This is a genomic window from Glycomyces niveus, assembly GCF_017592475.1.
Taxonomy (GTDB): Bacteria; Actinomycetota; Actinomycetes; order Mycobacteriales; family Micromonosporaceae; genus Glycomyces; species Glycomyces niveus.
This window is the reverse complement of the sequence record NZ_JAGFNP010000007.1, coordinates 1-26,650: the sequence shown is the minus strand read 5'-3', so window position 1 is coordinate 26,650 and position 26,650 is coordinate 1. Positions and strand designations below refer to the sequence as shown.

General features: G+C 71.0%; 23 protein-coding genes. 15 read left to right on the top strand and 8 right to left on the bottom strand.

Features of this window, described 5'->3' with window-relative positions:
- Positions 1 to 19: 19 nt before the first annotated feature.
- Positions 20 to 1,762, top strand: a complete 1,743-nt coding sequence (locus tag J5V16_RS13820) for an acetyl/propionyl/methylcrotonyl-CoA carboxylase subunit alpha (RefSeq protein ID WP_208496919.1) — start codon at positions 20 to 22, stop codon at positions 1,760 to 1,762.
- A gap of 182 nt (positions 1,763 to 1,944) precedes the next feature.
- Complete coding sequence (locus tag J5V16_RS13815) at positions 1,945 to 3,381, top strand: GuaB1 family IMP dehydrogenase-related protein (RefSeq protein ID WP_208496917.1); 1,437 nt, start codon at positions 1,945 to 1,947, stop codon at positions 3,379 to 3,381.
- Between the two features lie 310 nt (positions 3,382 to 3,691).
- On the opposite strand, the gene J5V16_RS13810 is transcribed toward J5V16_RS13815, so the two are convergent.
- Together J5V16_RS13810 and J5V16_RS13805 are read right to left on the bottom strand one after the other, a co-directional pair.
- Entirely contained in the window at positions 3,692 to 4,342 is a 651-nt protein-coding gene (locus J5V16_RS13810; RefSeq protein WP_208496914.1) for a response regulator, read from the bottom strand.
- Entirely contained in the window at positions 4,339 to 5,205 is an 867-nt protein-coding gene (locus tag J5V16_RS13805; protein WP_208496912.1) for a sensor histidine kinase, read from the bottom strand. Before J5V16_RS13805 ends, J5V16_RS13810 begins: the two co-directional genes overlap by 4 nt.
- A gap of 108 nt (positions 5,206 to 5,313) precedes the next feature.
- Here J5V16_RS13805 and J5V16_RS13800 point away from each other — a divergent pair, with 108 nt between their 5' ends.
- From J5V16_RS13800 to J5V16_RS13790, 3 genes are all read left to right on the top strand, one after another.
- Positions 5,314 to 6,060 (top strand): ABC transporter ATP-binding protein, encoded by a 747-nt coding sequence (locus J5V16_RS13800; RefSeq protein WP_208496911.1) that lies wholly within the window; start codon positions 5,314 to 5,316, stop codon positions 6,058 to 6,060.
- On the top strand, positions 6,057 to 6,812 hold the full coding sequence (locus J5V16_RS13795; RefSeq protein WP_208496908.1) for an ABC transporter permease: 756 nt from the start codon (positions 6,057 to 6,059) through the stop codon (positions 6,810 to 6,812). Before J5V16_RS13800 ends, J5V16_RS13795 begins: the two co-directional genes overlap by 4 nt.
- A 197-nt stretch (positions 6,813 to 7,009) precedes the next feature.
- A complete protein-coding gene (locus J5V16_RS13790) occupies positions 7,010 to 8,038 on the top strand; it encodes an L-type lectin family protein (protein WP_208496907.1) in 1,029 nt (342 codons plus the stop codon).
- A gap of 56 nt (positions 8,039 to 8,094) precedes the next feature.
- Here the strand turns inward: J5V16_RS13790 and J5V16_RS13785 are convergent, their stop codons facing one another.
- On the bottom strand, positions 8,095 to 9,480 hold the full coding sequence (locus tag J5V16_RS13785; protein ID WP_208496906.1) for an NAD(P)H-quinone dehydrogenase: 1,386 nt from the start codon (positions 9,478 to 9,480) through the stop codon (positions 8,095 to 8,097).
- A gap of 60 nt (positions 9,481 to 9,540) precedes the next feature.
- Between J5V16_RS13785 and J5V16_RS13780 the strand changes: the two genes are divergently transcribed.
- A complete protein-coding gene (locus tag J5V16_RS13780; protein ID WP_208496905.1) occupies positions 9,541 to 9,984 on the top strand; it encodes a gamma-glutamylcyclotransferase family protein in 444 nt (147 codons plus the stop codon).
- A 55-nt stretch (positions 9,985 to 10,039) separates the two neighbouring features.
- On the opposite strand, the gene J5V16_RS13775 is transcribed toward J5V16_RS13780, so the two are convergent.
- Together J5V16_RS13775 and J5V16_RS13770 are read right to left on the bottom strand one after the other, a co-directional pair.
- Complete coding sequence (locus tag J5V16_RS13775; protein ID WP_208496904.1) at positions 10,040 to 11,230, bottom strand: amidohydrolase; 1,191 nt, start codon at positions 11,228 to 11,230, stop codon at positions 10,040 to 10,042.
- A 515-nt stretch (positions 11,231 to 11,745) separates the two neighbouring features.
- Positions 11,746 to 13,332 carry an acyl-CoA mutase large subunit family protein gene (locus J5V16_RS13770; protein ID WP_208496903.1) on the bottom strand — a complete coding sequence of 529 codons (1,587 nt, stop codon included), beginning with the start codon at positions 13,330 to 13,332 and terminating at the stop codon, positions 11,746 to 11,748.
- A 184-nt stretch (positions 13,333 to 13,516) separates the two neighbouring features.
- On the opposite strand from J5V16_RS13770, the gene J5V16_RS13765 reads away from it, so the two are divergent.
- Both J5V16_RS13765 and J5V16_RS13760 read left to right on the top strand, forming a co-directional pair.
- A complete protein-coding gene (locus J5V16_RS13765; protein WP_208496902.1) occupies positions 13,517 to 15,598 on the top strand; it encodes a serine/threonine-protein kinase in 2,082 nt (693 codons plus the stop codon).
- 56 nt (positions 15,599 to 15,654) lie between these two features.
- On the top strand, positions 15,655 to 17,313 hold the full coding sequence (locus J5V16_RS13760) for a phospho-sugar mutase (RefSeq protein WP_243901212.1): 1,659 nt from the start codon (positions 15,655 to 15,657) through the stop codon (positions 17,311 to 17,313).
- Between the two features lie 45 nt (positions 17,314 to 17,358).
- On the opposite strand, the gene upp is transcribed toward J5V16_RS13760, so the two are convergent.
- The gene (upp, locus tag J5V16_RS13755) at positions 17,359 to 17,991 is read right to left on the bottom strand and encodes a uracil phosphoribosyltransferase (RefSeq protein WP_208496900.1); all 633 of its coding nucleotides are present in this window, start codon (positions 17,989 to 17,991) and stop codon (positions 17,359 to 17,361) included.
- A gap of 93 nt (positions 17,992 to 18,084) precedes the next feature.
- Between upp and deoC the strand changes: the two genes are divergently transcribed.
- From deoC to J5V16_RS13725, 6 genes are all read left to right on the top strand, one after another.
- Complete coding sequence (deoC, locus tag J5V16_RS13750) at positions 18,085 to 18,999, top strand: deoxyribose-phosphate aldolase (RefSeq protein ID WP_208496899.1); 915 nt, start codon at positions 18,085 to 18,087, stop codon at positions 18,997 to 18,999.
- A 3-nt stretch (positions 19,000 to 19,002) separates the two neighbouring features.
- Positions 19,003 to 20,427, top strand: coding sequence for an aldehyde dehydrogenase family protein (locus J5V16_RS13745; RefSeq protein ID WP_208496898.1), 1,425 nt, complete (start codon positions 19,003 to 19,005; stop codon positions 20,425 to 20,427).
- Positions 20,420 to 21,295, top strand: coding sequence for an aldehyde dehydrogenase family protein (locus J5V16_RS13740; RefSeq protein WP_208496897.1), 876 nt, complete (start codon positions 20,420 to 20,422; stop codon positions 21,293 to 21,295). The genes J5V16_RS13745 and J5V16_RS13740 overlap by 8 nt, the downstream gene beginning before the upstream one ends.
- A 131-nt stretch (positions 21,296 to 21,426) precedes the next feature.
- Positions 21,427 to 22,245: a hypothetical protein gene (locus J5V16_RS13735; protein ID WP_208496896.1), complete on the top strand. Its 819-nt coding sequence runs from the start codon at positions 21,427 to 21,429 to the stop codon at positions 22,243 to 22,245.
- 322 nt (positions 22,246 to 22,567) lie between these two features.
- A complete protein-coding gene (locus tag J5V16_RS13730) occupies positions 22,568 to 24,154 on the top strand; it encodes a hypothetical protein (RefSeq protein ID WP_208496895.1) in 1,587 nt (528 codons plus the stop codon).
- Positions 24,151 to 24,573, top strand: a complete 423-nt coding sequence (locus J5V16_RS13725; protein ID WP_208496894.1) for a roadblock/LC7 domain-containing protein — start codon at positions 24,151 to 24,153, stop codon at positions 24,571 to 24,573. The genes J5V16_RS13730 and J5V16_RS13725 overlap by 4 nt, the downstream gene beginning before the upstream one ends.
- Positions 24,574 to 24,616: 43 nt before the next feature.
- Here J5V16_RS13725 and J5V16_RS13720 read toward each other — a convergent pair whose 3' ends face one another.
- Both J5V16_RS13720 and J5V16_RS13715 read right to left on the bottom strand, forming a co-directional pair.
- A complete protein-coding gene (locus J5V16_RS13720; RefSeq protein WP_208496893.1) occupies positions 24,617 to 25,456 on the bottom strand; it encodes a formate/nitrite transporter family protein in 840 nt (279 codons plus the stop codon).
- Between the two features lie 129 nt (positions 25,457 to 25,585).
- Positions 25,586 to 25,927, bottom strand: coding sequence for a YciI family protein (locus J5V16_RS13715; protein ID WP_208496891.1), 342 nt, complete (start codon positions 25,925 to 25,927; stop codon positions 25,586 to 25,588).
- Positions 25,928 to 26,362: 435 nt separating this feature from the next.
- Here J5V16_RS13715 and J5V16_RS13710 point away from each other — a divergent pair.
- Positions 26,363 to 26,650, top strand: a 288-nt coding sequence (locus tag J5V16_RS13710) for a hypothetical protein (RefSeq protein ID WP_208496889.1), incomplete at its 3' end; no start/stop codon positions are given.

Sequence of the window (26,650 nt, the reverse complement as noted above, 5' to 3'; positions counted from 1 at the left end):
GGCCATTACACTGCGGAACGTGCGCAAGGTTTTGATCGCCAACCGCGGCGAAATCGCAGTGAGAGTCATCCGGGCCTGCCGGGACGCCGGGTACGAGTCCGTCGCCGTCTACGCGGACGGCGATCGCGATGCCCCCCACACGCTTCTGGCCGACGAGGCCTTCGCCCTCGACGGCCTCACCGCCGCCGACACGTACCTGCGGATCGACAAGCTCATCCGGATCGCCGAACGGTCCGAAGCGGACGCCGTCCACCCCGGGTACGGGTTCCTCTCCGAGAACGCCGAGTTCGCGCAGGCCGTCATGGACGCCGGACTCACCTGGATCGGCCCCACGCCGCAGTCCATTCGCGACCTCGGCGACAAGGTCACCGCCCGCCACCTCGCCATGAAGGCGAACGTGCCGCTCGTGCCCGGCACCAAGGACCCCGTCAAGGACGCCGCCGAGATCCTCGCGTTCGCCGACGAGCACGGGCTCCCCGTCGCCATCAAAGCCGCCTTCGGCGGCGGCGGCCGCGGCCTCAAGGTCGCCCGCGAACGCGACGAGATCCCCGACCTCTTCGAATCCGCCGTGCGCGAAGCCGAGGCCGCGTTCGGTCGCGGCGAATGCTTCGTCGAGCGCTACCTCGACCGGCCCCGCCACGTCGAAGCCCAGGTCCTCGCCGACACGCACGGCAACGTCATCGTCGTCGGCACCCGCGACTGCTCCCTCCAGCGCCGCCACCAGAAGCTCGTCGAAGAGGCCCCCGCACCGTACCTCACCGACGAGCAGCGGGCGACCATCCACAACGCCGCCAAGGCCATCTGCAAGGAAGCGGACTACCACGGCGCCGGCACCGTCGAGTTCCTCGTCGCCGTCGACGGCACCATCTCCTTCCTCGAAGTGAACACCCGCCTCCAGGTCGAGCACCCCGTCTCCGAGGAGACCAGCGGCCTCGACCTCGTGCGCGAGCAGTTCCGCATCGCCTCCGGCGAACCCGTCCCGCTCACCGAGGACCCCGCGCCGCGCGGCCACTCCATCGAGTTCCGCATCAACGGCGAAGACCCCGGCCGCGGCTTCCTGCCCGCCCCCGGCACCGTCACCAAGCTGCGCCTCCCGGCCGGCCCCGGCGTCCGCGTCGACACCGGCATCGAAGAGGGCACCGTCATCGACGGGAACTTCGACTCCCTGCTCGCCAAGGTCATCGTCACCGCCCCGACCCGCGAAGAGGCCCTGCGCCGCTCCCGCCGGGCGCTCGCGGAGATGGAGGTCGAAGGCCTCGCCACCGTGCTGCCGTTCCACAAGGCCGTGATCGAGGACCCGGCGTTCGCCGAGGACTTCACCGTCCACACCCGCTGGATCGAGACCGAGTGGGACAACACGCTTGAGCCGTACGGGGCGGGCGCCGCCGCGGGCGGCGAGAACGAGGAGCGCACCAGCCTCGTCGTCGAGGTCGGCGGCAAGCGCCTCGAAGTGTCGATCCCCGCCGGGCTGCTCAACCCCGTCGCCTCGGCCAAGCCGAAGAAGCGCGGCCCCAAGAAGCAGGCCGACGCCGGACCCGCGATCGGCGGCGACGGGCTGCCCTCCCCGATGCAGGGCACCATCGTCAAGGTCGCCGTGACCGACGGCCAGTCCGTCGTCAAGGGCGACACCATCGTGGTCCTCGAGGCCATGAAGATGGAGCAGCCCATCGAGGCCCACAAGTCCGGCACCGTCTCCGGGCTCGAAGTGGGCATCGGCGACGTCGTGGCCGCCGGGGCCCCCATCTGCCAGATCTCGGAATGAGGCGGGGAGCCGGTTTACCGATCTGTCAGATCGCAGACTTACAACGGGACGTTCGCGGAGGGACAATAGTCAGTGCTGTGCGTAGCACCACAAGCACTGCTCTCAACGACCGAAAAGGGTTAGGGTTCCCGGCGGCGGAATTCCCCGCCCGGCACCCGACCACTCCCTACAGGGGGACAGCCATGCGCTTCATCGACGGACAACCCGGCCACGACCTCACTTACGCGGACGTGTTCATGGTCCCGAACCGGTCGAACGTGGCGTCGCGCCTCGACGTCGACCTGTCGACCGCCGACGGCACCGGGAACACCATCCCGATCATCGCGGCCAACATGACCGCGGTCTCGGGCCGGCGCATGGCCGAGACCCTGGCGCGCCGCGGCGCGCTCGCGGTCATCCCCCAGGACATCCCCGTCGACGTCGTCGCCGACGTGATCGCCCGCGTCAAGTCCCGCCCGCTCGACTGCGACGCGGCCCTGACCCTCCCGCCCACCGCGACGGTGGCCGAGGCGATCGCCCTGTTCCCCAAGCGCGCCCACGGCGCGGTCATCGTCACCGACTCCGAGCGCCGCCCGCTCGGCGTGGTTACCGAGGCCGACTGCCGCGGCGTCGACCGCTTCACGCAACTCGAGCAGGTCGCCTCCGACCGGCTCGTCACCCTCCCCATGGGCCTCTCGGACGCCGAGGCGTTCAAGATCCTCGAGGAGGCGAACGTCAAGCTCGCGCCCGTGCTCGACGGCGAGGGCCGCCTCCACGGCGTGCTCACCCGCGCCGGCGCGCTGCGCAACACCATCTACACGCCGAACACCGACGCGAACGGCAAGCTCCGCATCGCCGTCGCCATCGGCATCAACGGCGACGTCACCGGCAAGGCCGCCGCGCTCGTCGAAGCCGGCGCCGACGTCATCGTCGTCGACACCGCGCACGGCCACCAGGAGAAGATGCTCGACGCGCTCAAGCTCGTGCGCGACGCCGCCCCGCACCTGCCCATCGCCGCCGGCAACGTCGTCACCGCCGAAGGCACGACCGACCTCATCAACGCCGGGGCCGACATCGTCAAGGTCGGCGTCGGCCCGGGCGCCATGTGCACCACCCGGATGATGACCGGCGTCGGGCGCCCGCAGTTCTCCGCGGTCCTCGAATGCTCCGCGACCGCGCGCCGCCACGGCAAGCACGTGTGGGCCGACGGCGGCGTCCGCCACCCGCGCGACGTCGCCCTCGCACTCGCCGCGGGAGCTTCGAACGTCATGATCGGCTCCTGGTTCGCCGGGACCCACGAGTCGCCCGGCGACATGCACTACGACGCCGACGGCCGGGCCTTCAAGGAGTCCTTCGGCATGGCGTCCGCCCGGGCCGTGAAGGCCCGCAGCGCCAGCGACTCCTCCTTCGACCAGGCCCGCAAGGCCCTGTTCGAAGAGGGCATCTCGACCGGCCGCATGTACCTGGACCACAAGCGGCCCGGCGTCGAAGACCTGCTCGACTCGATCGTGGCGGGCGTGCGGTCCGCCGCGACCTACGCCGGCGCGACGAACCTCGAGGAGTTCCACGAGCGCGCGGCCGTGGGCGTCCAGTCCGCCGCGGGCTACACCGAAGGCGCGCCCGTGCCGAGCAGCTGGTAAGCGCCGCAAGGCCTCTTGGTGCGGGCGCGTCGGCTGGTCGCCGACGCGCCCGCGCTTTTCACCTCGCGAGGTGTTCTGGCAGGAGCCGCGCGGGAGTGCACTCCCGCGCGGTCTTCGGGGGCGGCCCCCGGGGTTCCCACTTCGCCGCCAGTCCTGCCGGGACCGGTTCGCCACTCCGCACTTCCACCTCCACCGGCGAAGCAGCCGTTTTTGCTATTAACGATCACAGGTCCGGTGCTGGGTGGCAAGGACTGTTTTCTGCCTGTGGATAACTTTTAGGCCTGTGGATAACTTTTCCGCCACGGTGGGGTCAGCGTCCTGTGCTTCCAGCGTCCCTGGCCAGCATCGCCGCCTGGACTCGGTTGGTGCAGTCGAGCTTTGCGAGGACCCGGCTGACATAGGTCTTCACCGACGCTTCGCTCATGTGGACCCGGCGCGCGATCTCGGCGTTCGACAGCCCTTCCGCGACCGCTTCCAGGACTTCGCGCTCGCGGGCGGCCAGCCGGGCCACGCGTTCCACCGCGTCGCGCCGCCGCGGCGCCGACTCCGGGGCGACCAGGCCCAGGACCATGCGGGTCACGACCGGGGACAGGTACGCCTCACCCGCCGCCACCGCTCTCACGGCCGCGACCAGTTCCTCTGGCGCGCAAGTCTTCAGCACGAACCCGGCCGCGCCCTGCTCCACGGCGGCGAGCACGTTCTCCTGGTCCCCGAAGGAAGTGAGCACCAGCGCCCGCGTCCCCGGCGACGCCTCCCCCAATCGCGCGGCCACCGCGAGGCCGCCGAGGCCGGGCATGTGCAGGTCCAGCAGCGCCACCTCGGGCCGGGCCTGTTCGATCGCGGCCAGCGCTTCGTGTCCATTGTAGGCGGTCGCGGCGATGGTGATGCCGGCCGCTTCGAGGACGGTGCGGACGCCTTCGACGACGAGGGGTTCGTCGTCGGCGATCACGACGCGCGTCATCCGGCCCGCACCCCGGCGATGGAGGTGAGCGGGAGCAGCACGAGGAGGAGGACGACGGTGCCGACGGCGGCGGCGCGGGCGGCGCGGGTGAGCGGGGGGCGGGCGGCGGGGAGGGGCAGCATGGCGTTGAGGCGGAAGCGGGTGGCGTCGGCGCGGTGGTCGAGGAGGCCGCCGGCGGCGTCGACGCGTTCGCGGAGGCCGGTGAGGCCGTGGCCGCCGGGGAGGTCGGGGGGCGGTGCGGTGAGGGGGTTTTCGACGGCGATGAGGAGGGCGTCGGTCTCCCAGGTGACGGTGGCCGTGACGGGGGCGCCGGGGGCGTGTTTGGCGGCGTTGGCAAGGCCTTCTTCGAGGACGGCGTAGGCGGCGCGGGCGGCGGTGGCGGGGAGGGGGCCGGGTTGTCCCCGGTGGTGGAGTTCGACGGGGACGCCGGCTTCCATGAAGGCGGCGGCGATGGTCGCTGCGGCGGCGGGGTCGAAGGCGGTCGCGGTGTCGGCGCCGGTGCGGAGGAGGGCGACGAGGCCGTGGAGGTCGTCGACGGCGGCGCGGACGGTGTCGCCGACCTGTCGGGTCTCGGCGCGGCGGGCGGGGTCGGTTTCGCGGACCTCGAGGGCGGCGACTTGGACGGCGGCGAGGCCGAGGCGGCGGCCGATGCGGTCGTGCATGTCGCGGGCGAGGCGGAGGCGTTCGCGTTCGACGGCGACTTCCTGTTCGCGGAGGGAGCGGCGGTAGACCTGCCAGAGGGCGACGATGACGGCGGCGGCGAGGATGGCGAGGATGCCGGCGGGGAGGGGTCCGGCGGGCAGGAGGGCGAGCAGCGCGAACTCGGCGAGCACGATCGCGATGGCGCCGAGGAGTCCTCTCATACCGTCAGGGTACGCATCGGGTCGGGGTGGGCGGCGTTCACTTTCGTCTCGGGTTTCGGCGACGTTCGGCGACTGTCGGCGCGGGGCCGGGATTCCTACGGTGGCAATGTGATCGAAGTACAGCATTTGACGAAGCGGTATCGGGGCGGCACGGCCGTCGACGACCTGTCGTTCGCGGTGGAGCCGGGGCGCGTGACCGGTTTCCTGGGGCCGAACGGGGCGGGGAAGTCCACGACGATCCGGTTGATCCTCGGCTTGGACCGGCCGTCGGCCGGGTCCGCGGTGGTGAACGGGCGTCCGTATACGTCTTTGGAGCGGCCGCTGACGGCGGTCGGGGCGCTCTTGGACGCCGGGGACCTGCATCCGACGCGGAGCGTCCGGGAGCACCTGCGGTGGCTGGCGCGCACGAACGGGATCGGCGAGCGGCGGGTCGGGGAGGTGCTGGAGGCCACGGGGATGGCCGGGGCGGCGCGCAAGCGCGCTAAGACGCTGTCGCTGGGGATGAAGCAGCGGCTGGGTGTGGCGGCGGCGCTGCTCGGGGATCCGGGGGTGCTCATTCTGGACGAGCCTGTGAACGGTCTCGATCCCGAAGGGGTGGTGTGGATCCGGCATCTGATGAAGGGTCTCGCGGCGGAGGGGCGGACGGTGCTGGTGTCGAGTCATCTCATGTCGGAGATGGCGTTGACGGCGGAGCACCTGGTGGTGATCGGGCGCGGCCGGCTGCTGGCGGATACGTCCACTGAGGATTTCATCGCGGCCCATGCGGGCGCGGACGGCGGCGGGGCGAGCCTGGAGGAGGCGTTCATGCGGTTGACGGGTGCGTCGGTGGAGTTCCGGTCGGGGGGCGCGCGATGACGGGTTTCGTGCGGGCGGCGTCCGCGGAGTGGGTGAAGATCCGTTCGGTGCGGTCGACGGCGGTGACGTTGGGGCTGTTCGCGTTCGTGGCGCTCGGGCTGTCGTGGGTGATCGCGAGGGGGTTCAGTGCGGGCGGTCCGGAGTCGGATGCGCTGCTGCCGGTGTTCTTCGGGCTGCTGACAGCGCAGCTGGTGCTGGTGACGTTCGCGGTGTCGGTGGCGGGTGCGGAGTTCTCGACGGGGACGATCCGGGCGTCGCTGGCGGCGGTGCCGTCGCGGGGCCGGTTCTTCGCGGCGAAGATGACGGCGGTCGGGGTGACCGTAGCGGTGGCGGCGCTGGTGGTGGAGTTGGCGGTGTTCGGGGTCGTGAGCGTGATGCTCGGTGACGCGGCGGCGCCGCTGACCGAGTGGTGGACGATCGAGGCGCTGCTGGGCGGCTGGATCCATTTGACGCTGTTGAGCGTGTTCACGGCGGCGTTGGCGGTGATGCTGCGGAGCACGGTGCTGTCGCTGTCGATCCTGCTGCCGGTGCTGTTCCTGTCGGGGCAGGGGCTGGGGAACCTGGAGGCGCTGAAGCCGGTGGTGCAGTACTTCCCGGACCAGGTGGGCCTTGTCATCATGCGGATGACGGTGCCGGGCGATCCGCAGTTCGGGCGGGATTACGGGGCGTGGACGGGGATCGGGATCCTGGTGCTGTGGACGGCGGCGGCGCTCGTGGGCGGCTGGTTGGCGATGCGCCGCAGGGATGCCTGATCCGGGGAACCGGGACGGCCGCTGCGGCGATACGCCGCGGCGGCCGTCCGACGACACTGGTTTGTAGACAGTGCACAGTTGCCCGAACGAAGTTCATCGCTCTTCGTGTTCATATAGCTTCATTCTGTAATCGGCTCGGTTCGCCGGGCCGCGGACTTCGCGCGGCGTGCCGCGCGGCGCAGACCGAAGGAGCTCCAGTGAAACGCATTGCCAAGTTCGGGGCGGGTTCGATGATGCTCGCGGCGGCTCTCGCGGCCCTGCCGGCCGCCGCCGGGGCCGAAGCGGCCGACGCGAAGGCGAAGGAGGAGGCGAAGGACCTCCTCGTCACCGAGAGCTTCACCGGCGACGCGGTCACCGACCCCGACCTCCACTCCCTCAACGCGTGCCTGACGGCGGCCACCGTCCTCGGCGGCGCGAACGACTTCGACTCCTGCTCCGACCAGGCGGTCGGCCCCGTGCCCGAGTCCGGCAAGGCCCCCGGGTACCTCCAGCTCACCGACGGCGAGAACTACGACACCGGCGCGGTCATCCACAACGAGGCCCTGCCCTCCGAGAACGGCATCGAGGTGACCTTCGCGCAGTACCAGTACGGCGGCAGCGCCGCCGACGGCATCGCGTTCTTCCTCGTCGACGGCGACACCGACCTCACCGAGACCGGCGCCTACGGCGGCAGCCTCGGCTACGCCCAGTTCAACGCCGACGGCCACGTCAACGACGGCATCGACGGCGGCTACCTCGGGCTCGGCCTCGACGTCTACGGGAACTTCTCGGGCGACACCGAAGGCCGCGGCAACGGCTGCCCCGAGGGCCGGCAGGCGCCCGCGCATCTGCGGATCGAGACCAACAAGGCGCCCAACAACGTCGCGCTCCGCGGCCCCGGCCAAGGCCACGAGGGCTACTGCCTGCTCGCGACCACGGCCACCGACGAGCACGTCGGCACCTACCCCGACGGCGACATCTACGGCTCGAACCTCGCCGAAAGCCTCGGCGGGACGACGCTCGACGACGCCAAGCGCCTCGTCAAGCTCAAGGTCCTGCCCGAGGGCGACCACGCGAACGTGACCGTCGACATCGACTTCCAGGACGGCGACGGCTGGGTCCGCGTCCTGAAGGCCGAAGTGCCCGAGGCCCTGCCCGAGACGTTCAAGTTCGGGTTCGCCTCCTCCACCGGCGGCAAGACCGACGTCCACCTCATCCGCCACCTGCGGGTCGAGACCTTCCAGTAACCGAGACGACGAAGCGGCCCGCGGCATGACGCCGCGGGCCGCTGCCGTGTCCGCGGTCAGAACTCCATGAGCTGGCGCGCGGCCTCGGCCACCGAGCCCGACAGCGACGGGTAGATCGTGAACGTGCGCGCCACCTGCTCGACCGTGAGCCGCTGCTCCACGGCCAGCGCGATCGGGGTGATGAGTTCGGAGGCGCGGGAGCCGACGACGACGCCGCCGGCGACGATCCCCGAGGAGTTCCAGGCGAAGAGCTTCACGAAGCCTTCGGTGCGGTCGACCATCTTCGCGCGGGGGTTGGACGCGAAGGGGAGGAGGACGCCGCGGCAGTCCACTTTGCCGGAGTCGACGTCGGCTTGGGTGACGCCGACGGAGGCGAGTTCGGGGTCGGTGAAGACGTTGGCGGCGACGTGGGCGAGTTTGATGGGGCGGACGGCTTCGCCGAGGGCGTGCCAGATGGCGATGCGGCCCTGCATGGCGGCGACGGAGGCGAGGGCGTGGACGCCGGTGACGTCGCCGGCGGCGTAGACGCCGGGGACGTTGGTGCGGGAGACCTTGTCGACGGGGATGAAGCCGTGCTCGTCGACGGTGATGCCGTAGGCGTGGAGGCCGAGGTTGTCGGAGTTGGGGATGGAGCCGACGCAGATGAGGGCGTGGGTGCCTTCGATGACGGTGCCGTCGTCGAGTTCGACTTCGACGCCGTTGTCGGTGCGGCGGGCGGCGGCGGCGCGGGAGTGGTTGCGGACGTCCATGCCGCGGCGGACGAAGACGCGGCCGACGGTTTCGGCGGCTTCGGCGTCTTCGTGGGGCATGACGCGGTCGCGGGAGGAGATGAGGGTGACGCCTGAGCCCATGGCGAGGTAGGCGGAGGCGAATTCGGCGCCGGTGACGCCGGAGCCGACGACGATGAGGTGTTCGGGGAGTTCTTTGAGGTCGTAGAGCTGGCGCCAGGTGAGGATGCGTTCGCCGTCGACGGGGGCGGAGGTGAGGGTGCGGGGGGTGGCGCCGGTGGCGAGGAGGACGACGTCGGCTTCGGTGTCGTAGGGTTCGCCTTCGATGGGGACGATGTGGAGTTCGTGGACGTAGTTGTAGCCCTTGTCGACGCGGAGTGCGGCGCGGCCGTAGACGAGGTCGACGCCGGCATTGACGAGTTTCTGGGCGATGTCGGCGGACTGCTGGGTGGCGAGGCGGCGGACGCGGCCGTTGACGGCGGCGGGGTCGGCGGTGGCCTCTTTGGTGCCGATGCCGAGTTCGGAGGATTCGTGGATCTCGGTGAGGACGGAGGAGGCGGCGATGAAGGTCTTGGAGGGGACGCAGTCGGAGAGGACGCAGGCGCCGCCCGCTCCGGTGGCCTCGATGAGGGTGACGTCGGCGCCGAGTTGGGCCGCCACGAGGGCGGCTTCATACCCGGCCGGGCCTCCGCCGATGATCGCTACTCGTGCCACGGTGCGCCTTTCGGTTTCGGGATGCTTCAGTGCGGGCTGGTTTAAGGGTATCTTCGAGTCGTGCATCTCTATGCCGCGTATGGCTCGAATCTCGACCCTGCCCGAATGCGCGCCACGTGCCCGCGGTCGCCGCTTGTGGGGACGGGCTGGCTGGAAGGCTGGCGTCTGACGTTCGGCAACGCCGACCTGGGCTCGGAGACGGCGGTGGCCACGGTGGTGGAGTCGCCGGGCGAGCGCGTGTTCGTGGCGCTCTACGATCTGGATCCGGCGGACCGGCAGGTGCTGGACGAGCTCGAGGGTTTGAACTCGGGGCTGTACCGGAAGATGCACACCCTCGCCGCGACGCTGGAGGCGAACCGGCCGGTGTGGCTGTACGTGTTCGAGGGTTTCGAGGGCGGTCTGCCGAGCCAGTGGTATCTGGACGAGATCATGCAGGCGGCCGAGGCGGCGGGTGCGCCGCAGGATTATGTCGAGGCGCTGCGCAAGCGCCCGACCGCCGAGTAGACGACATGCGACAGGGGGAGCCGCGGAGCGGTTCCCCCTGTAGGTGTGCGGTCGTCTAGAAGGCGGGGTTCGCGGCGGCGGCGAGGACGGTGTGGGTCATGACGCGGATGCCGTGGCCGAGGGCGGTCTCGTCGATGTCGAAGTTGCCCTGGTGGATGTCGAGGTGTTCGCCGGGGCGGCCGACGCCGAGGCGGGCCATGGCGCCGGGGACCTGCTCGAGGTAGTAGGCGAAGTCTTCGCCGCCCATGGACATGGGGGCTTCGGCGACGGCGTCGTCGCCGAGGGCGGCGGCGGTGGCGCCGGCGAACATCGCGGAGGCGAGGCGGTCGTTGACGACCGGGGGGACGCCGCGGCGGTAGTCGATCTCGCATTCGACGCCGGAGGCGCGGGCGACCGAGCGGGTGACCTCTTGGACGAGGTCGGGGATCATGTCCCAGGTCTCGTGGCCGTGGACGCGGACGGTGGCGCGCGCGAGGGCCTCCTGCGGGATGGCGTTGGCGGCCTCGCCGGCTTGGACGGCGCCGAAGACGATGGCGACGGACTGGCGCGGGTCGAGGCGGCGGTTGACGAGGGCGGGCACGTCGACGACGACGCGGCCGATGGCGTTCACGAGGTCGGTGGTGAGGTGCGGGCGGGAGGTGTGGCCGCCGCGGCCGCTCATGCGCACTTCCATGACGTCGCATGCGGCCGTCAGGGGGCCGTTGCGGACGGCGATCTTCCCGGCCGGGAACTGCGGGTCGCAGTGGAACGCGAAGATCGCGGCGACGTCGGTGAGCGCCCCGTACTTGATCATGGTGGGCGCGCCGGAGGGGAACTGCTCCTCGGACGGCTGGAAGATGAGGCGGAAGCGGCCGGGGAGGCCTTCGCGGCGGTCGAGTTCGGCGAGGACCCGGCCGAGGCCGATGAGCATCGCGGTGTGCGCGTCGTGCCCGCAGGCGTGGCAGACGCCTTCGACGGTGGAGCGGTACGGGACCTGCTTGGGGTCGTGGATGGGGAGGGCGTCCATGTCGGCGCGGATCGCGATGACGCGGTCGCCGGTGCCGATGTCGCAGGTGAGGCCGGTGCCGTCGGGGATGAGCTGCGGGTCGAGCCCGGCTTCGGCGAGCGCGGCGGCGACGTAGTTCGCGGTGTCGTGCTCCTGGCGGGAGAGGCGCGGGTTCGCGTGGATGTGGCGGCGGGCCGCGATGACCTCGCCCGCGTGGGCGGCGAGCCACCCGTCCAGGAACTCGGGCAGCGACGTGGGCATGGCCTGCTCCTCAGCGGGATCGCCGGAATGGTCGAACGAGGGAAGGGCACCGGGTACCAGGAGACACGATTGGGGCGCTATCGCGTCCGGAATCGGCTCATTGGATTTTGTGGCGGTACCCATGTCGACGACTTTCTCCGCAGTGAGCGTAAACATTCCTTCGCGCCTCGCAATTCGCGTTCGAGGATCAAACCGAGGGAGGAGCGATCCGGCTAGCTTAATCCGATCGCACTCCGTTGCCGAGCGCGCCGTGATTTGCGACGCCCCGGCGTCCGCCCCCAGGTCCCCGTGCCAGTGGTGACGGTCACGCGACATGCGGTCACGGCCCCTGAGGCTGTACCCGCCGTCATGAGGCATAACGCTTACCGGGGCGATAAGTTACGGCCGGGATCCGGTTTTCATTCCGAACACCGACACCGGAACCGGACTTGGACGCGTCCGCGGACCAGTCTTTCCAGCGATTGAGATTTCGGCGACAGACGCATTGTGCGCTTCGGCGATACGTGACGAACCGGTCACCAATTGTCGGTCGGAATGTACCGTCCCCATTCGGCGGCGAGCGCGCCGCAGACCTCGCCGACGGTGGCGCCCGCGGCGAGCGCGGCCTTGAGCGGGTAGAGGACGTTGTCGGTGCCGGCGGCGGCGGCGGTGACGGCGGCGAGCGCGGCGGCGAGGGCGTCGGCGTCGCGGCCGGCGCGGTGCTCGGCGAGGCGGGCGACCTGGGCGGCCTCGATCGCGGGGTCGACTTTGAGGGGCTTGTAGGGGGCTTCGGCGCCGGTGAGGGTGTAGGCGTTGACGCCGACGACGATCTGCTCGCCGGCGTCGATGCGCTTGGCGGTGGCGTAGGCGCTGCGTTCGATCTCGCTCTTCTGGAAGCCCGCTTCGATGGCGGCGACGGCGGAGCCGTGCGCGAAGACGGCGTCGATGAGGCGCAGGGCCTCGGCTTCGACGGCGTCGGTGAGGGCCTCGACGGCGTAGGAGCCGGCGAAGGGGTCGACGGTGTCGGTGAGGTCGGTCTCGTTGGCGATGACCTGCTGGGTGCGCAGGGCGAGGCGCGCGGAGGCGTCGGTGGGGAGGGCGATGGCCTCGTCGTACGCGTTGGTGTGGAGGGACTGGGTGCCGCCGAGGACGGCGGCGAGGGCCTGGACGGTGACGCGGGCGAGGTTCACTTCGGGCTGCTGGGCGGTGAGTTCGACTCCGGCGGTCTGGGTGTGGAAGCGGAGCTTCATGGAGCGGGGGTCCTTGGCGCCGAAGCGGTCGCGCATGATGTGGGCCCAGAGGCGGCGGGCGGCGCGGAACTTGGCGACCTCGGTGAGGATCGTCGAGCGGGCGACGAAGAAGAAGGAGAGGCGGGGGGCGACGGCGTCGACGTCGAGTCCGGCGTCGACGGCGCAGTTGACGTATTCGATGCCGTCGGCGAGGGTGAACGCGAGCTCCTGCGCGGGGGTGGCCCCGGCCTCGGCCATGTGGTAGCCGGAGATGGAGATCGTGTTCCATTGCGGCAGTTCGGCGGCGCAGTACGCGAACGTGTCGGCGACGAGGCGGAGGCTGGGCGCGGGCGGGAAGATGTAGGTGCCGCGCGCGATGTACTCCTTGAGGATGTCGTTCTGGATCGTGCCGCGCAGGGAGCTCGGGTCGACGCCCTGCTCTTCGGCGACGAGCTGGTAGAGCAGGAGGAGGACGGCGGCGGGGGCGTTGATGGTCATCGAGGTGGAGACCTCGTCGAGGGGGATGCCGCCGAAGAGGACGCGCATGTCGGCGAGGGAGTCGATGGCGACGCCGACCTTGCCGACCTCGCCGGCGGCTTCGGGCGCGTCGGAGTCGTAGCCCATCTGGGTGGGCAGGTCGAAGGCCACGGAGAGCCCGGTGGTGCCCGCTTCGAGGAGGTCGCGGTAGCGGCGGTTGGACTCGGCGGCGGTCGCGAAGCCCGCGTACTGGCGCATGGTCCAGGGCTTGGAGGTGTACATGGACGGGTGGACGCCGCGCGTGTAGGGGAAGGACCCGGGTTCGCCGAGCCGTTCCGGGAGGTCCTTCGCGGCGTCGTCGGGTCCGTAGACGGGCCGGATCTCGATCCCGTCGGAGCCTTGCGGTGACGACTGCATGGCTGCCATCCTAGGGGTCCGACCGCGTCTTCGGGAAGGTCCGACCCGCCTGCCCGGGGCGCCGCCGCGCCCGAGCCCGCCCGCCCCCTTACGTGCCTGTCGGGGAACCGTTACCTAAACCCGGTACCGACCGGTTGGCCCGGACACGGCAGACTAGTGGGGATCCCTCGCGAGGAGTGGCCGAATGACGTACTCATCTGACTACGGTCGCGGTGGTCCCGGCGCATATGAGGACCCCCGCCCCGACGCGGTACCGTCCCCTCGGTACTCCCCCGGACCCGAAGCGTCCCACGGGTTCTCCGGCTCATCGTACGGAGACGAGCTGGGCGGCGGTGATCCGCACCCCTCCTTCGGCGCCGGCGGTTGGAGAGGCGCGGCCACCGGATCCGACCCGTACCGCGGGCAGGGCCGGGAGCAGCCCGGCCACGGCCCGTCCGAGCCGGGCTACGGGCGGTCGAACCCGAACTACGGGCAGTCGAACCCCGGTTTCGGGCAGTCGAACCCGAACTACGGCCAGTCGAACCCCGGGTTCAACCGGGACGCGTACGGCGGCGACTCGTACGGCGACTCCTCGCACCGGAACAGCTCCTCGTACGGCAACTACGGGAACCTCGGGCAGAGCTTCGCCGTCGGCGGGCAGGACCCGCGCGGCGCCGGCCCCTCGCCCTCGGGCAACCGGGCCGGGCCCGGCGACCTCGTCGCCGAGCGGTACCGGCTCGTCGACCTGGTCGGCAAGGGCGGCAACGGCTCCGTGTGGCGCGCCCACGACATCGTGCTGCGCCGCGAGGTCGCGCTCAAAGAGGTGTTCCTGCCGCCGGACCTGCCCGCGCCCGAACGCGTCCAGCTCATCGACCGGTCCCGGCGCGAGGCCCAGATCGCCGCGGCCCTGTCGCACCCGTCGATCATCCGCATCTTCGACGTCGTCGAGCACATGGGCCTGCCGTGGATCGTCATGGAGCTCCTGCAGGCGCGCAGCCTCGCCGAGATCCTGACGCAGGACGGGCCGCTCGCGCCCCGCGTCGCCGCAAAGATCGGGCTCGCGCTCGTCGGCGCCCTCCAGGCCGCGCACGACGCCGGGATCGTCCACCGCGACATCAAACCCGGGAACGTGCTCATCTCCACCGACGGCCGCTGCGTCCTCTCCGACTTCGGCGCCGCCCAGCAGCACCAGGTCTCGGGCGGCACCACGCCCGGGAAGGTCCTCGGCTCGGCGCACTACATCGCGCCCGAGCGGGCCGTCGGCCAACCGGCCGAGCCCGCCAGCGACGTGTTCAGCCTCGGCGTGACCCTGTACGCGGCCGTCGAGGGCCGCCCGCCGTTCGACCGCGGCGACGCCGTCTCGACCATGCGCGCCGTCGTCCAGGAACCGCCGGAGAGCCCGCGCCACGCCGGGCCGCTCACCCCGCTCATCGGCGGGATGCTCGCGAAGGACCCGCAGCAGCGCGCGCCGCTCCCGCAGGTGCGCCAGGAGCTCCAGGCCCTGCTCGCCGGGCCGCTCGGCACCGGCGGCATCCCGCAGCAGTCCCCGCCGTTCCGCCAAGGGCCCCAGGGCTACCAGGAGGGGTCGCCGCCGCACACGGGCGGGCGGCCGCAGGTGCGCGAACGCGACCCGGAGCCCGACGAGCCGGCCGGGAACGTCTGGAAGTCCACTTCGGTCATCGCGGTCTGCGTCCTGCTCGTGCTCGTCCTGGGCTGGGGCGCCTACAAGTTCCTGTTCGGCGACACCGGCGGCGGCGAGGAGCCGGGCGCGTCCGAGAGCTCCGAGGGGGAGCCGTCCGGCGACGGCGGCGAATCCGAGGGCGGCGAACAAGAGGAAGGCCCGGCCTTCGAGACCGCGGCGCACGACGGCGACGGGTTCACCGCGAACTACCCGGCGGACTGGGACGCGGGCCAGGGCGACGAGGACTACGTCACCTACTACAACCCCGAGGACGACACCCAGTGGGTGCGGTTCTACTTCGGATCCGACAACGGCGCCGACGGGACCGAGGACTACCTCGGCGACTACTGGGACGGCCTGCCGGACGGCATGGAGGACCTCGACCAGGTCCGGCTCGAAGACGTCTCCTTCGCCGACATGGACGGCTCGGTCCTGGAGTACACCGGCACGAACCTCGACGACGGCGCCGACCGCCACTCGATCTGGGCGCTCGTCGACGCGGGCGACGGGACCACGTTCGGCGTCTTCGTCTCCGGCGACGCCGATGCATGGGACCTATCACAGCAGGTGTACGACGAGGCCGTGGCGTCGTTCCAGACCGGCTGAGGCCACACCGTCCACAACATCGGCCTCCCGTGACGCGGGTATGCGACGATTTCCGCATGACGGAGGAGATGAACCTGGATGCGCTGCGCGCCGACGTGCTGCAGTGGATCACCGACGACCCTGACAAGACCTCCCGCGACGAGCTGTACCGGCTCCTCGACGGCCTCCCCGCGACCGGCCCCGAGCTCGCCGACCGCTTCGCCGGGCGCCTCAAGTTCGGCACCGCCGGACTGCGCGGGCCGCTGCGCGCCGGACCGAACGGCATGAACCTCGCCGTCGTGCGCGCCGCCGCCGCAGGGCTGGCGAACTGGCTCGACGCCAAGGGCGCCGACGGGCCCGTCGTCATCGGCTACGACGCCCGCCACCTCAGCCGCGAGTTCGCCGCCGAGACCGCGCGCGTCGTCACCGGCTCCGGCCGCCGCGCCCTCGTCATGCCCGGCCCGCTCCCCACGCCCGTGACCGCGTACGCCGTCACGAAACTCGACGCCGCGGCCGCCGTCCAGGTGACCGCCAGCCACAACCCGCCGCAGGACAACGGCTACAAGGTGTACCTGGGCCGCGAACTCGGCGGCGACCTCGGCGCGGGCGCCCAGATCGTCCCGCCCGCCGACACCGAGATCGAGGCCGCCATCGAAGCGCTCGGCCCGCTCTCCGAGATCCCCCTCGGCGACGAGGGCGAGACCCTCGACGAGACCATCGTGGACCAGTACCTGACCGCGGTCGCCTCCGTCGTCGACCCCGACGACCCCAAGCGGCTCGCTTCCGTCGCCACCCCGATGCACGGCGTCGGCGGCGCCACCTTGGTCCGCGCCATGGAACGCGCCGGATTCCCCGCCCCCACGCTCGTCGCCCAGCAGGCCGACCCGGACGCCGACTTCCCCACCGTCGCGTTCCCCAACCCCGAGGAGCCCGGCGCGATCGACCTCCTCAAGGCCCTCGCCGTCGAGGAGGGCGCCGACGTGGCGCTCGCCCTCGACCCCGACGCCGACCGCTGCTCCGTGGCCGTCCCCGCCGGCGACGGCACCTGGCGCCAGCTCAGCGGCAACGAAGTCGGCGTGCTCCTCGCCGACCACTGGATGCGCAAGGGCCGCAAGGGCACCTACGCGACCACGATCGTCTCCACCACGCAGCTCAAGGCCATGTGCGCCAAGCGCGGCTACGGCTACATGGAAACCCTCACCGGCTTCAAATGGCTCGCCCGCACCAGCGCCGACCTCGCGTTCGCGTTCGAAGAAGCCCTCGGCTACTGCGTCGCCCCCGAGTTCCTGCGCGACAAGGACGGCATCTCCGCGTCGCTCATCGTCAGCGAGATCGCCGCCGGCCAGGCCGCCCGCATGGCGACCCTCCAAGACCGCCTCGACGAGCTCGCCGAGGAGTTCGGCGTCTACGAGACCGGGCAGCTCTCGGTCCGCGTCGAAGACCTCGGCGAGATCGCCGCGTGCATGAAGCGGCTGCGCGCCCACCAGCCGACCTCGCTGCTCGACGAGCCCGTCACCGAATACCTCGACCGGCTCCCCGACGCCGACGTCGTCACCATCACGACCGCCGACGCACGGGTCGTCTGCCGCCCCAGCGGCACCGAGCCGAAGCTCAAGGCGTATCTCGAAGTCCGCGAAGACGTCGGCGGCGACCTGGGCGCGGCCCGCGAGCGCGCCCGCGCGAGCGTCGAAGCGCTGAAGGCCGAGATCGCCGCCGTCCTCGGCGTGCCGCACTGAGGGCACGAAAAAGGGGGGCCGGTGCCGGCCCCCCTTTTTTGACGGTCAGAAGCGGCGGTAGGCGCCGAACTGGCGGTCGCCGGCGTCGCCGAGGCCCGGGATGATGTACGCGGCCTCGTTGAGCTCGGGATCCACGGCGGCGGTCGTCATGCGGAGGTTGAGGCCCGAGGCCTCGAGCTTCGCGATGCCGTCCGGCGCGCACAGGACGCTCACCAGGTCGATGTCGGTGCAGCCGCGCGCGGCGATCATCTCGCAGCAGCGCAGCAGCGAGCCGCCGGTGGCGACCATCGGGTCCAGCACGATCACGTGCCGACCCGCGAGGTCGTCGGGCAGGGACTCCATGTACGCGTACGGCTCGTGCGTCTCCTCGTCGCGGGCCAGGCCCACGAACCCCATCGAGGCGTCCGGGATCATCGACTGGGCCGCGTCGGCCATGCCGAGCCCGGCGCGCAGGACCGGCACGAGCACCGGCGGGTTCCCGAGCCGGAAGCCCTTGGCCGGGGCCACGGGCGTCCTGATCTCGTATTCGGTCACGGCCACGTCGCGCGTGGCCTCGTAGACGAGCATCATGGTGAGCTCGCGCAGGGCAGCCCGGAACCGCGGTGAGTCCGAGCGCTCGTCCCGCATGGCGGTGAGCCGTTCAGCGGCGAGCGGGTGTTCGACGATCTTGACATCCACGGTTCCCAACCTTAACGCCCAGTTCGCCGCGCTAATGTGAGCCTGTCGCCACACTCTGAACGTCACGTCACAGCGAACGGATACGATCGGGTCATGGGATCTATTTTGAGCGGCGCCGAGGCCGCGTCCCTCGTCCGCGCCCTCCCCGGCGTCGACGCGGTAGGCCTCGAAGCGCGCGCGGCGGGGCTCGCCACCCGCTCGGTCAAGGCCGAGTCGAAGGCCAAGGCCATCGACCTCGCCATCAGCATGATCGACCTCACCACCCTCGAAGGCGCCGACACGCCCGGCAAGGTCCGGTCGCTCGCGTCCAAGGCCATGCGGCCCGACGGCGACGCGCCCGCCACCGCCGCGGTCTGCGTCTACCCGGCCATGGTCGCCGTCGCCGCCGAAGCCCTCCAGGGCTCCGGCGTCAAGGTCGCCTCCGTCGCCACCGGGTTCCCGGCCGGCCAGGTGCCCCTCGACATCCGCCTCGCCGACACCGAGGCCGCCGTGCGCGCCGGCGCCGACGAGATCGACATGGTCATCAGCCGCGGCGCGTTCCTCGCCGGCGACCTCGAACGGGTCTTCCACGAGATCAAGGCCGTCAAGGCCGCCAGCGGCGACGCCCGCCTCAAGGTCATCCTCGAGACCGGCGAACTCGTCACCTACGACGACGTGCGCCGCGCCTCCTGGCTCGCCATGTACGCCGGGGCCGACTTCATCAAGACCTCCACCGGGAAAGTCGGCGTCAACGCCACCCTCCCGGTCACCCTGCTCATGCTGCAGGCCGTGCGCGACTTCCGCGCGCTCACCGGCACCCAGGTCGGCGTCAAGCCCGCGGGCGGCATCCGCAACACCAAGGACGCCATCAAGTACCTGGTGTGCGTCAACGAGGTCCTCGGCGACGACTGGCTCTCCAACGAGTGGTTCCGCTTCGGCGCCTCCAGCCTCCTCAACGACCTGCTCATGCAGCGCCAGAAACTCAAGACCGGCCACTACTCCGGCCCCGACTACGTGACGGTGGACTAAGCGATGTTCGAGTACGCGCCCGCACCCGAGTCGGTGCGGCCCCCGATCAAAGAGCACTACGGGCTCTTCATCGACGGCGAATTCAGGGACGCCGCCGACGGCGCCGTCTTCAAGTCCGTCAACCCCTCCACCGAGGAGGCCCTGTTCACCGTCGCCGAAGCCGGCGAAGCCGACGTCGCCGCCGCGGTGGCCGCCGCCCGCCGCGCGCAGGAGGCCGTGTGGGGCCCCATGAGCGGGACCGAGCGCGGCAAGTACCTGTTCCGCATCGCCCGGCTCCTGCAGGAGAAGGCCCGCGAGTTCGCCGTCGCCGAATCCCTCGACAACGGCAAGCCCATCAAGGAGACCCGCGACTTCGACGTGCCGACCGCGGCGCAGCACTTCTTCTACCACGCGGGCTGGGCCGACAAGCTCGCCTACGCCGGGCTCGGCTCGGACCCGCGGCCGCTGGGCGTCATCGGCCAGATCATCCCCTGGAACTTCCCGCTGCTCATGCTCTCGTGGAAGATCGCCCCCGCGCTCGCGTGCGGGAACACGGTGGTGCTCAAGCCCGCCGAGACCACGCCGCTGACCGCGCTCATGTTCGCCGAGCTGTGCCAGGAGGCCGAACTCCCGCCGGGCGTCGTCAACATCCTGCCGGGCGCGGGCGCGACCGGTGCGGCGCTGGTGGACGGCGCCGTGGACAAGGTCGCGTTCACCGGCTCGACCGCGGTGGGCCGCGCGATCGCGAAGTCCATCGCGGGCTCCAAGAAGAAGCTCACCCTGGAACTGGGCGGCAAGGCCGCGAACATCGTGTTCGACGACGCACCGCTCGACCAGGCCGTCGAGGGCATCGTCAACGGCATCTTCTTCAACCAGGGGCACGTGTGCTGCGCGGGCTCGCGGCTCCTCGTGCAGGAGTCCGTGGCGGACGAGGTGCTGGAGCGGCTCAAGGCCCGCGTGGAGACGCTGCGCGTGGGCGACCCGCTCGACAAGAACACCGACATCGGCGCGATCAACTCCGCCGAGCAGCTCTCGCGGATCCGGGACCTCACCGAGACCGGGGCCGGCGAGGGCGCCGAGGTGTGGCAGCCCGCGTGCGACCTGCCCGAGCGCGGGTTCTGGTTCCGCCCCACCGTGTTCACCGGCGTCCAGCAGTCAATGCGGATCGCCAAGGAGGAGATCTTCGGGCCGGTGCTCAGCGTGCTCACGTTCCGCACCCCCGACGAGGCGATCGCCAAGGCCAACAACACCCCGTACGGCCTCTCGGCCGGGGTGTGGACCGAGAAGGGCTCCAAGATCCTGTGGGCGGCCGAGCGGCTGCGCGCGGGCGTGGTGTGGGCCAACACGTTCAACCAGTTCGACGCCGCCAGCCCCTTCGGCGGCCTGAAGGAGTCCGGTTACGGCCGCGAAGGCGGCCGCCAGGGACTGGAGGCGTACCTCGATGTCTGATCGTCTGCGGGTCAAGAAGACCTACAAGCTGTACGTGGGCGGGAAGTTCCCGCGCTCGGAGTCCGGAAGGAGCTACGCCGTGAGCAGCCCGGACGGGACCGAGCTGGCGAACGCCGCGCTCGCCAGCCGCAAGGACGGCCGCGACGCCGTCGCCGCCGCCCGCAAGGCGCAGCGGCCGTGGGCGGGCCAGACCGCGTACCTGCGCGGCCAGATCCTCTACCGCGCCGCCGAGATGCTCGAGGGCCGGGCCGGGCAGTTCGCCGAAGAGGTCGCCGAAACCGGCGGGGTGGAACCCGGTGCGGCGCTTGCAGTCGTGGAGGCCGCGATCGACCGGCTCGTGCACTTCGCGGGCTGGACCGACAAGTACACGTCGGTGCTCGGCGGGGCCAACCCGGTCGCGGGACCGTACTTCAACCACACGACGCCCGAACCGCTCGGCGTCATCGCCGTCGTCGCGCCGCAGGACGACCCGTTCCTCGGCTTCGTCGAGGCCGTCGCGCCCGCGATCGCCACCGGGAACACCGTGGTCGTGCTCGCGAGCGAGTCGAAGCCGCTGCCCGCGTTGAGCTTCGGTGAAGTCCTCGCCACCTCGGACCTGCCCGGCGGGGTCGTCAACATCTTGAGCGGCAAGGCCGCCGAAGTCGCGCCGCACCTGGCCGCGCACGCCGACGTCAACGGGCTCGACCTGAGCGGCGTCGCCGACGCCGACCTCGCCGCGAGCCTGGAGGCCGCCGCCGCCGAGACCCTGAAGGTCGTGCGCCGCCCCGGGAAGCCCGGCACCTCGCTCGACCTGCTGCGGCAGTGGACGGAGTACAAGACCGTGTGGCACCCGGCCGGGATGGCCGCCGCCGCCGGAGGGGCGTACTAGACCCGTCGTTGCCACGGGGCCCTGCGCGAGCCGCGCAGGGCCCCGTCGGCGTATGGGACACCGGGTACGACCGGGCGTGTCGCGTCGTCGTAGGCTGTTCCCCAGCTAGATCACTACGGGAGGGACGCGACATGGCGGCCGATTCGGACGGGCCGGTGCGCAGCGCCGAGACGGACAAGCTCTGGAACGAGACGAGCGTCGACCCGGTGGAACTCCACCTGGGCAAGGACTCCGGTTTCACCCTGCGCGCGTACCGGATGTCGGACACCCTCCCGGGCGCCAAGACCGCTCCCGAGCCCGAGCCCGAAGAGGAAGAGGATGTCGAGGAGCCTCGCGGCAAGCACCGGGATGCGGACGACGCCGAACCCGAGGACGAGGACGCGCCCGAGCCCGACGCGGCCGACTTCGCCGATGAGGAAGAGGAAGCCGCGGACGACGACGAGGACGCCCTCGACGCCGAACCCGAAGAGGTCCCGGTCTTCCTGACCCGCAAGGGGAAGCTGCTCGTCTTCCGCGAGGCCGAAGCGCTCGTCGAGTACGTCAAGGCGAACGACGACCACGACCTCGCCGCGATCGAGGAGTACGCGGAGCTGCAGGAGCGGCTCACCGCCGCCGACATCGCGTGTGACGAAGACGACATCTACGAGCTGGACCTGGTGGTCGCCAACCTCCGCGGCGGCCAAGAAGGCTGGGAGCCCGAGCTGCTCATCAAGGCCGCCGAGGTCGGCCGCGACCTCGGGTACGCGCTCAAGAACGACTCGATCATCGCCTCCCTCGCCCCCGGCTCCCCCCTCGACGACCTCGACGAGACCTTCCGCGTCGTCGTCGACGGCGGCATGCGCGGCCGCTTCGCCAAGCGCCGCTTGAAGAGGAGCGACTCGCAGCAGGCGGCCATCGCCTGGCGCGGCGTCATCGCCAAGATCAACGACCATGTGGAATGGCGCGGCTAGCGCCGCCGCCATCGGCCGAACAGCCCATCGCGACTCATACTCCGAGTCCGATTCCCAGCGCCGCCGCGGCGACACGCGGTGGTGCCGGTGCGTTTTCCATCGTTATTCCACAAGGGAATCCCCTGGTGGGCACCGTCAAGGAATTGACGGAAATGCGTGTTATGGCCTTCCATCCCTTCGTGAACCCGCACTGTCCGTCCGCTTGCAGAACCGAGTATTCTGCGGAAAACTGATAACGGACTGGTAAATACTGGCGGGGCTGCGACCCCGCCGACAGGGCCGGCGCCCACCCCGGGCGCGCCCTACGAGAGGAGCCCCGCGGGTGCAAGTGTTCTGCGGCATCACCATCGACCAGCAGGTAGCAGGAGCCGGACAAGGCGACACCGCCTGCGCCGTCGCGCTCGTCGCGGCCGGCGGCGGCCTCATCGCCACCGACACCTTCGGCGACGACCCCCGCGGGTGGGTCCGCCTCAACAGCCTCTTCGCGCGATCGGCGCCCGGGCAGTCAGTCTCGGTGGCCGTCGACGGCGAGGTGGTCCAGCTGGCCGAGTTCGCCGCAGCCGCCGGACAGCTCGTCGTCCGCGCCGCCGGCCCCACCGGCCGCTCCAAAGACGCCCTCGACGACGCCATCGCGCTCGCCCGCCGCATGGCCACCGGCGAAGTCGGCGGCCAGCCCTTCGCCGCGCGCCCTGAGATGAACGCTCTGCGCCCCATCCTCGACACCGTGGCCTCGGCCGCCCGCGCCCGCCACGACGCCGCAGAGGCCCTCACATGCCTCCTGCGCGCCGTCTTCCCCGCCGCGCTCGCCGCCTGGGACGACCCCAGCGAGGCCAACGCCGTCGCCATCCTCACCCGGCTCCCCCAGCCCGGTGCGCTCCAGTCGATCTCGACCGAAGAGCTCGCCGCCGACCTCGCCACCGTCGCCGACCCCGGCCAAGTGGCCGCCATGGCCGGCGCCCTCACCGAGGCCATCCGCGAACTCGGCGGCGGCGACGACCCCTCCGTCGCCCCCTCCGTCTCCGCCACCGCCGCCGCGATCTCCGCCTGGGACCGCTCGCTCGAAGGCCTCATCGGGCTCCTCCAGGCCAAGCGCCCCCGCCTCGAGGCCGCGCCCCCGGCCCCCGCCGCCGCCGCGTACGACGACGACGAAGACCGCGCCCCGCGCCGCCACGGCCACGACACGCACACCACCGTCCGCCTCCCCGGCGACCTCCCCGACCGCCAGAGCCTCCGCGCCCTCGACCCCGCGTCCCAGCTGCACTCGGTCGTGGACCTCGAAGCGACGCAGGTGATCCCGGAGTCGATGGTGCAGGCGCAGCTCCCGGTCGACGGCGAGAGCCACACCCGCTCCATCCGCCGGCGCCGCCGGGCCCAGCCCGCCGAACTGCCGCAAGCCGAGGAGACTGAGCTGCATTCGCGTCCGGCGCTGGCCGACGTCTTCCAGTCCGAGAGCATGCGCCAACCGGACCCCGAACCGCGCCGCCACCCGTGGCAGCCGAAGGACGACGTCCACATCGTCGACGTCGCCAGCCTCATGGCCGACGACGACGGCCTCATGATCCTCGGCCAGGCCCGCAGCGCCTGGTTCAAGCGGCCCGAGAGCGAAGAGCCCGAACCGGAGTCGTGGAACCTCCCCGGCGACGAGGGCTGGCGCATGGCCCGCCACGTCACCGAAGCCCCCGAGACCGAGGAGCCGACCACGCCCGCCGGGCTGCCGCGCCGCAAGCCGCAGGCGAACCTGGTCCCCGGCGCCGTCGTCGCCGACGAGCACCCGCGCTTCGACGAGCCGATCGACCGCGACCCCGAACTGCTGGCCCAGAACACCGCCGGCTACTTCAAAGGCTGGGGCCGCGCCCGCGGCGGCCGCCCCGGCGCGCCCGCCCGCAATGAGCGGATGGCGACCCGATGAGCAACCTCGGCGTCTACGAGCGGTCCCTGAGCATGCTCCTGGGCTCTCTCGTGGCGCGCACCCCCGGCCTCTCACACGCCGTCCTCGTCAGCGTCGACGGCCTGCCCCTCGCCGTATCCGCCGGGCTCCCCAAGGAGCGCGCGGACCAGCTGGCGGGCATCGGGTCGGGCCTCCTGTCGATGGGCGAAGGCGCCGGGCGCTCGATGGACCACGGCCCGACCCAGCAGGTCATCGTCGAGATGGCCGAGGGCGTCCTCCTGGCCGCCCCGGTCGGCCCGCAGATCTGCCTGACACTCCTGGCGGTCTCGCAGTGCGACCGCGAGCAGCTGGGCTACGAGCTGGGCCAGTTCACGATGCAGGTGGGGCCGTTGCTGAACGAGGCGCTGACGAACACGGGCTCGATCCCCAGAGTCGTCTGAGACCAAGCGAAACGGGCCACGAGGCGACTCGTGGCCCGTGCTGCTACGCGTCGACTTTCTCCGGCAGGGTCATCGGACGGGTCCTCGCCGATCCGGTGCGGGCGTGAGTGGCGTAGAGCGTGAGGCCCACGAAAGTGAGACCGCCCACCAGGTTGCCGACGACCGTGGGGATCTCGTTCCAGATCAGGTAGTCGCCGACGGAGAACTCGCCGCCGAGCATGAGGCCCGCCGGGAACAGGAACATGTTGACGATCGAGTGCTCGAAGCCCATGTAGAAGAACACGAGCACCGGCATCCACATGCCGATCACCTTGCCGGGCACCGAGGTCGACATCATCGCGGCGACCACGCCCGTGGAGACCATCCAGTTGCAGAGCACGCCGCGGATGAACAGCGTGAGCATCCCGGCCGCGCCGTGCTCGGCGTACCCGACGGTCCGGCTCTCGCCGATCACGCCGAGCTGCTGGCCGATCTGGTTGGGCTCCACGGAGAACCCGTAGGTGACGATGATCGACATCATGAGGGCGACGGTGAACGCGCCCGCGAAGTTCCCGACGAACACCAGGCCCCAGTTGCGGAGCACGCCGCGCAGCCGCACGCCCGGGCGCTTGTCGATGAGTGCCAACGGGACCAGCGTGAACACGCCGGTCAACAGGTCGTAGCCCAGCAGATAGAGCATGCAGAACCCGACCGGGAACAGCAGCGCCCCCAACAGCGGCTGGCCGGTGTTCACCGAGATCGTCACCGCGAACGCCGCGCCCAGCGCCAGGATCGCCCCGGCCATGAAGGCGCGCAGGACGGTGTCGCGGGTCGACATGAAGACCTTCGCCTCGCCGGCGTCGATCATCCTGGCGGTGAACTCCGCCGGTTTCACATAGGACATGGGGGCTCCTCGGGGGTCGTCGGTTCGGCCGCGACGAGTCTCCCGATCCCTGATTTCCTCCGTGTGAACGGCGCACGTTCGTCATGTCACAAACGCCGCACCACAACGCATCCGGGCCCTGTGACCTCGCTAGCTGGCAGGGTCGTACATGAACTCGCGGACCTCCTGCGCACAGCGGCAGGCGGCGGCGATCTTCGCAGCCCACTCGTACGCCGCCTCCCGCGTCGGCAGCTCGAGGACGCAGTAGCCGCCGTTGGGCACCATGTGCCCCGGGTACGTCCCCTCGGTGACGCCGCCGTCAGCGGCGACGAGCACCGGCCCGACCTCCTCATTGAGCCCGCCGCCGAACACGTACACGCCGGCGGCCTTGGCCTCTTCGATCACGGCATGGGAATCGTCGACCACCGCCTGGAACTCCTCCTCGGGGAACACCATGGCCTCACTGGGAAACGAGATCAAGAACTTGGTCATGCGAGATCCTCCGTTGCGCTTCTCGGCACTGAAATGGCGTCGAGCCTGATTATGGCCTCGGGGTCCGACATCTCGGGGTCTTTCCGTTCGGCTGCGGGGTCCAATGGGCGCAAGGTTCAAGCGGCGGCGACAAAGAGGCCACGTATTGCCGGGGCAGGACTTCGGCCGCCCGGCCGATTTCGGATGCGGTTCAATCGGGCAGCGACAAAGAGGCCTGAGAACGGTTGGGTGTGCAGTGCGGCCGCCAGGCAGCGCGCGACTCGCCCTGATTACCCTGCGCCGCAGAGGATCCGACGCCGCCCATGAATGTCCCTCATGGAATGTTCACTCCTTTGAGTGATGACACCGATGCACTCACCTGTCATCATTGAAGTACGAACAGGCAAGCGAAAACAGGCAGACCATTCGAGAACAGTGGAAGGAGGCGAGCCCCCGATGAGCAGCTGCACCCCCACTCCCCCGGCCTCTGAGCGCGCGGCCGCCATCCGCACCGCCCTCGATGACGCCGCCTCCCTCATCAACGTCCAGCACGCCCAGGTCCTGTCGGCGGTGATCGAGATGAAGGAAGCCAACCTCCACCGCTCCGCGTTCGGGTTCTCCGCCCTGCGCGATCTGCTGGTCTCCCAGTTCGACTTCCACAACCGCACCGCCGCCGACATCGCCGCCATCGCCCGCCTCTCGGGAAAGTTCCGTCTCCTCGCTAAGGCGGCCACCTCCGGGAAG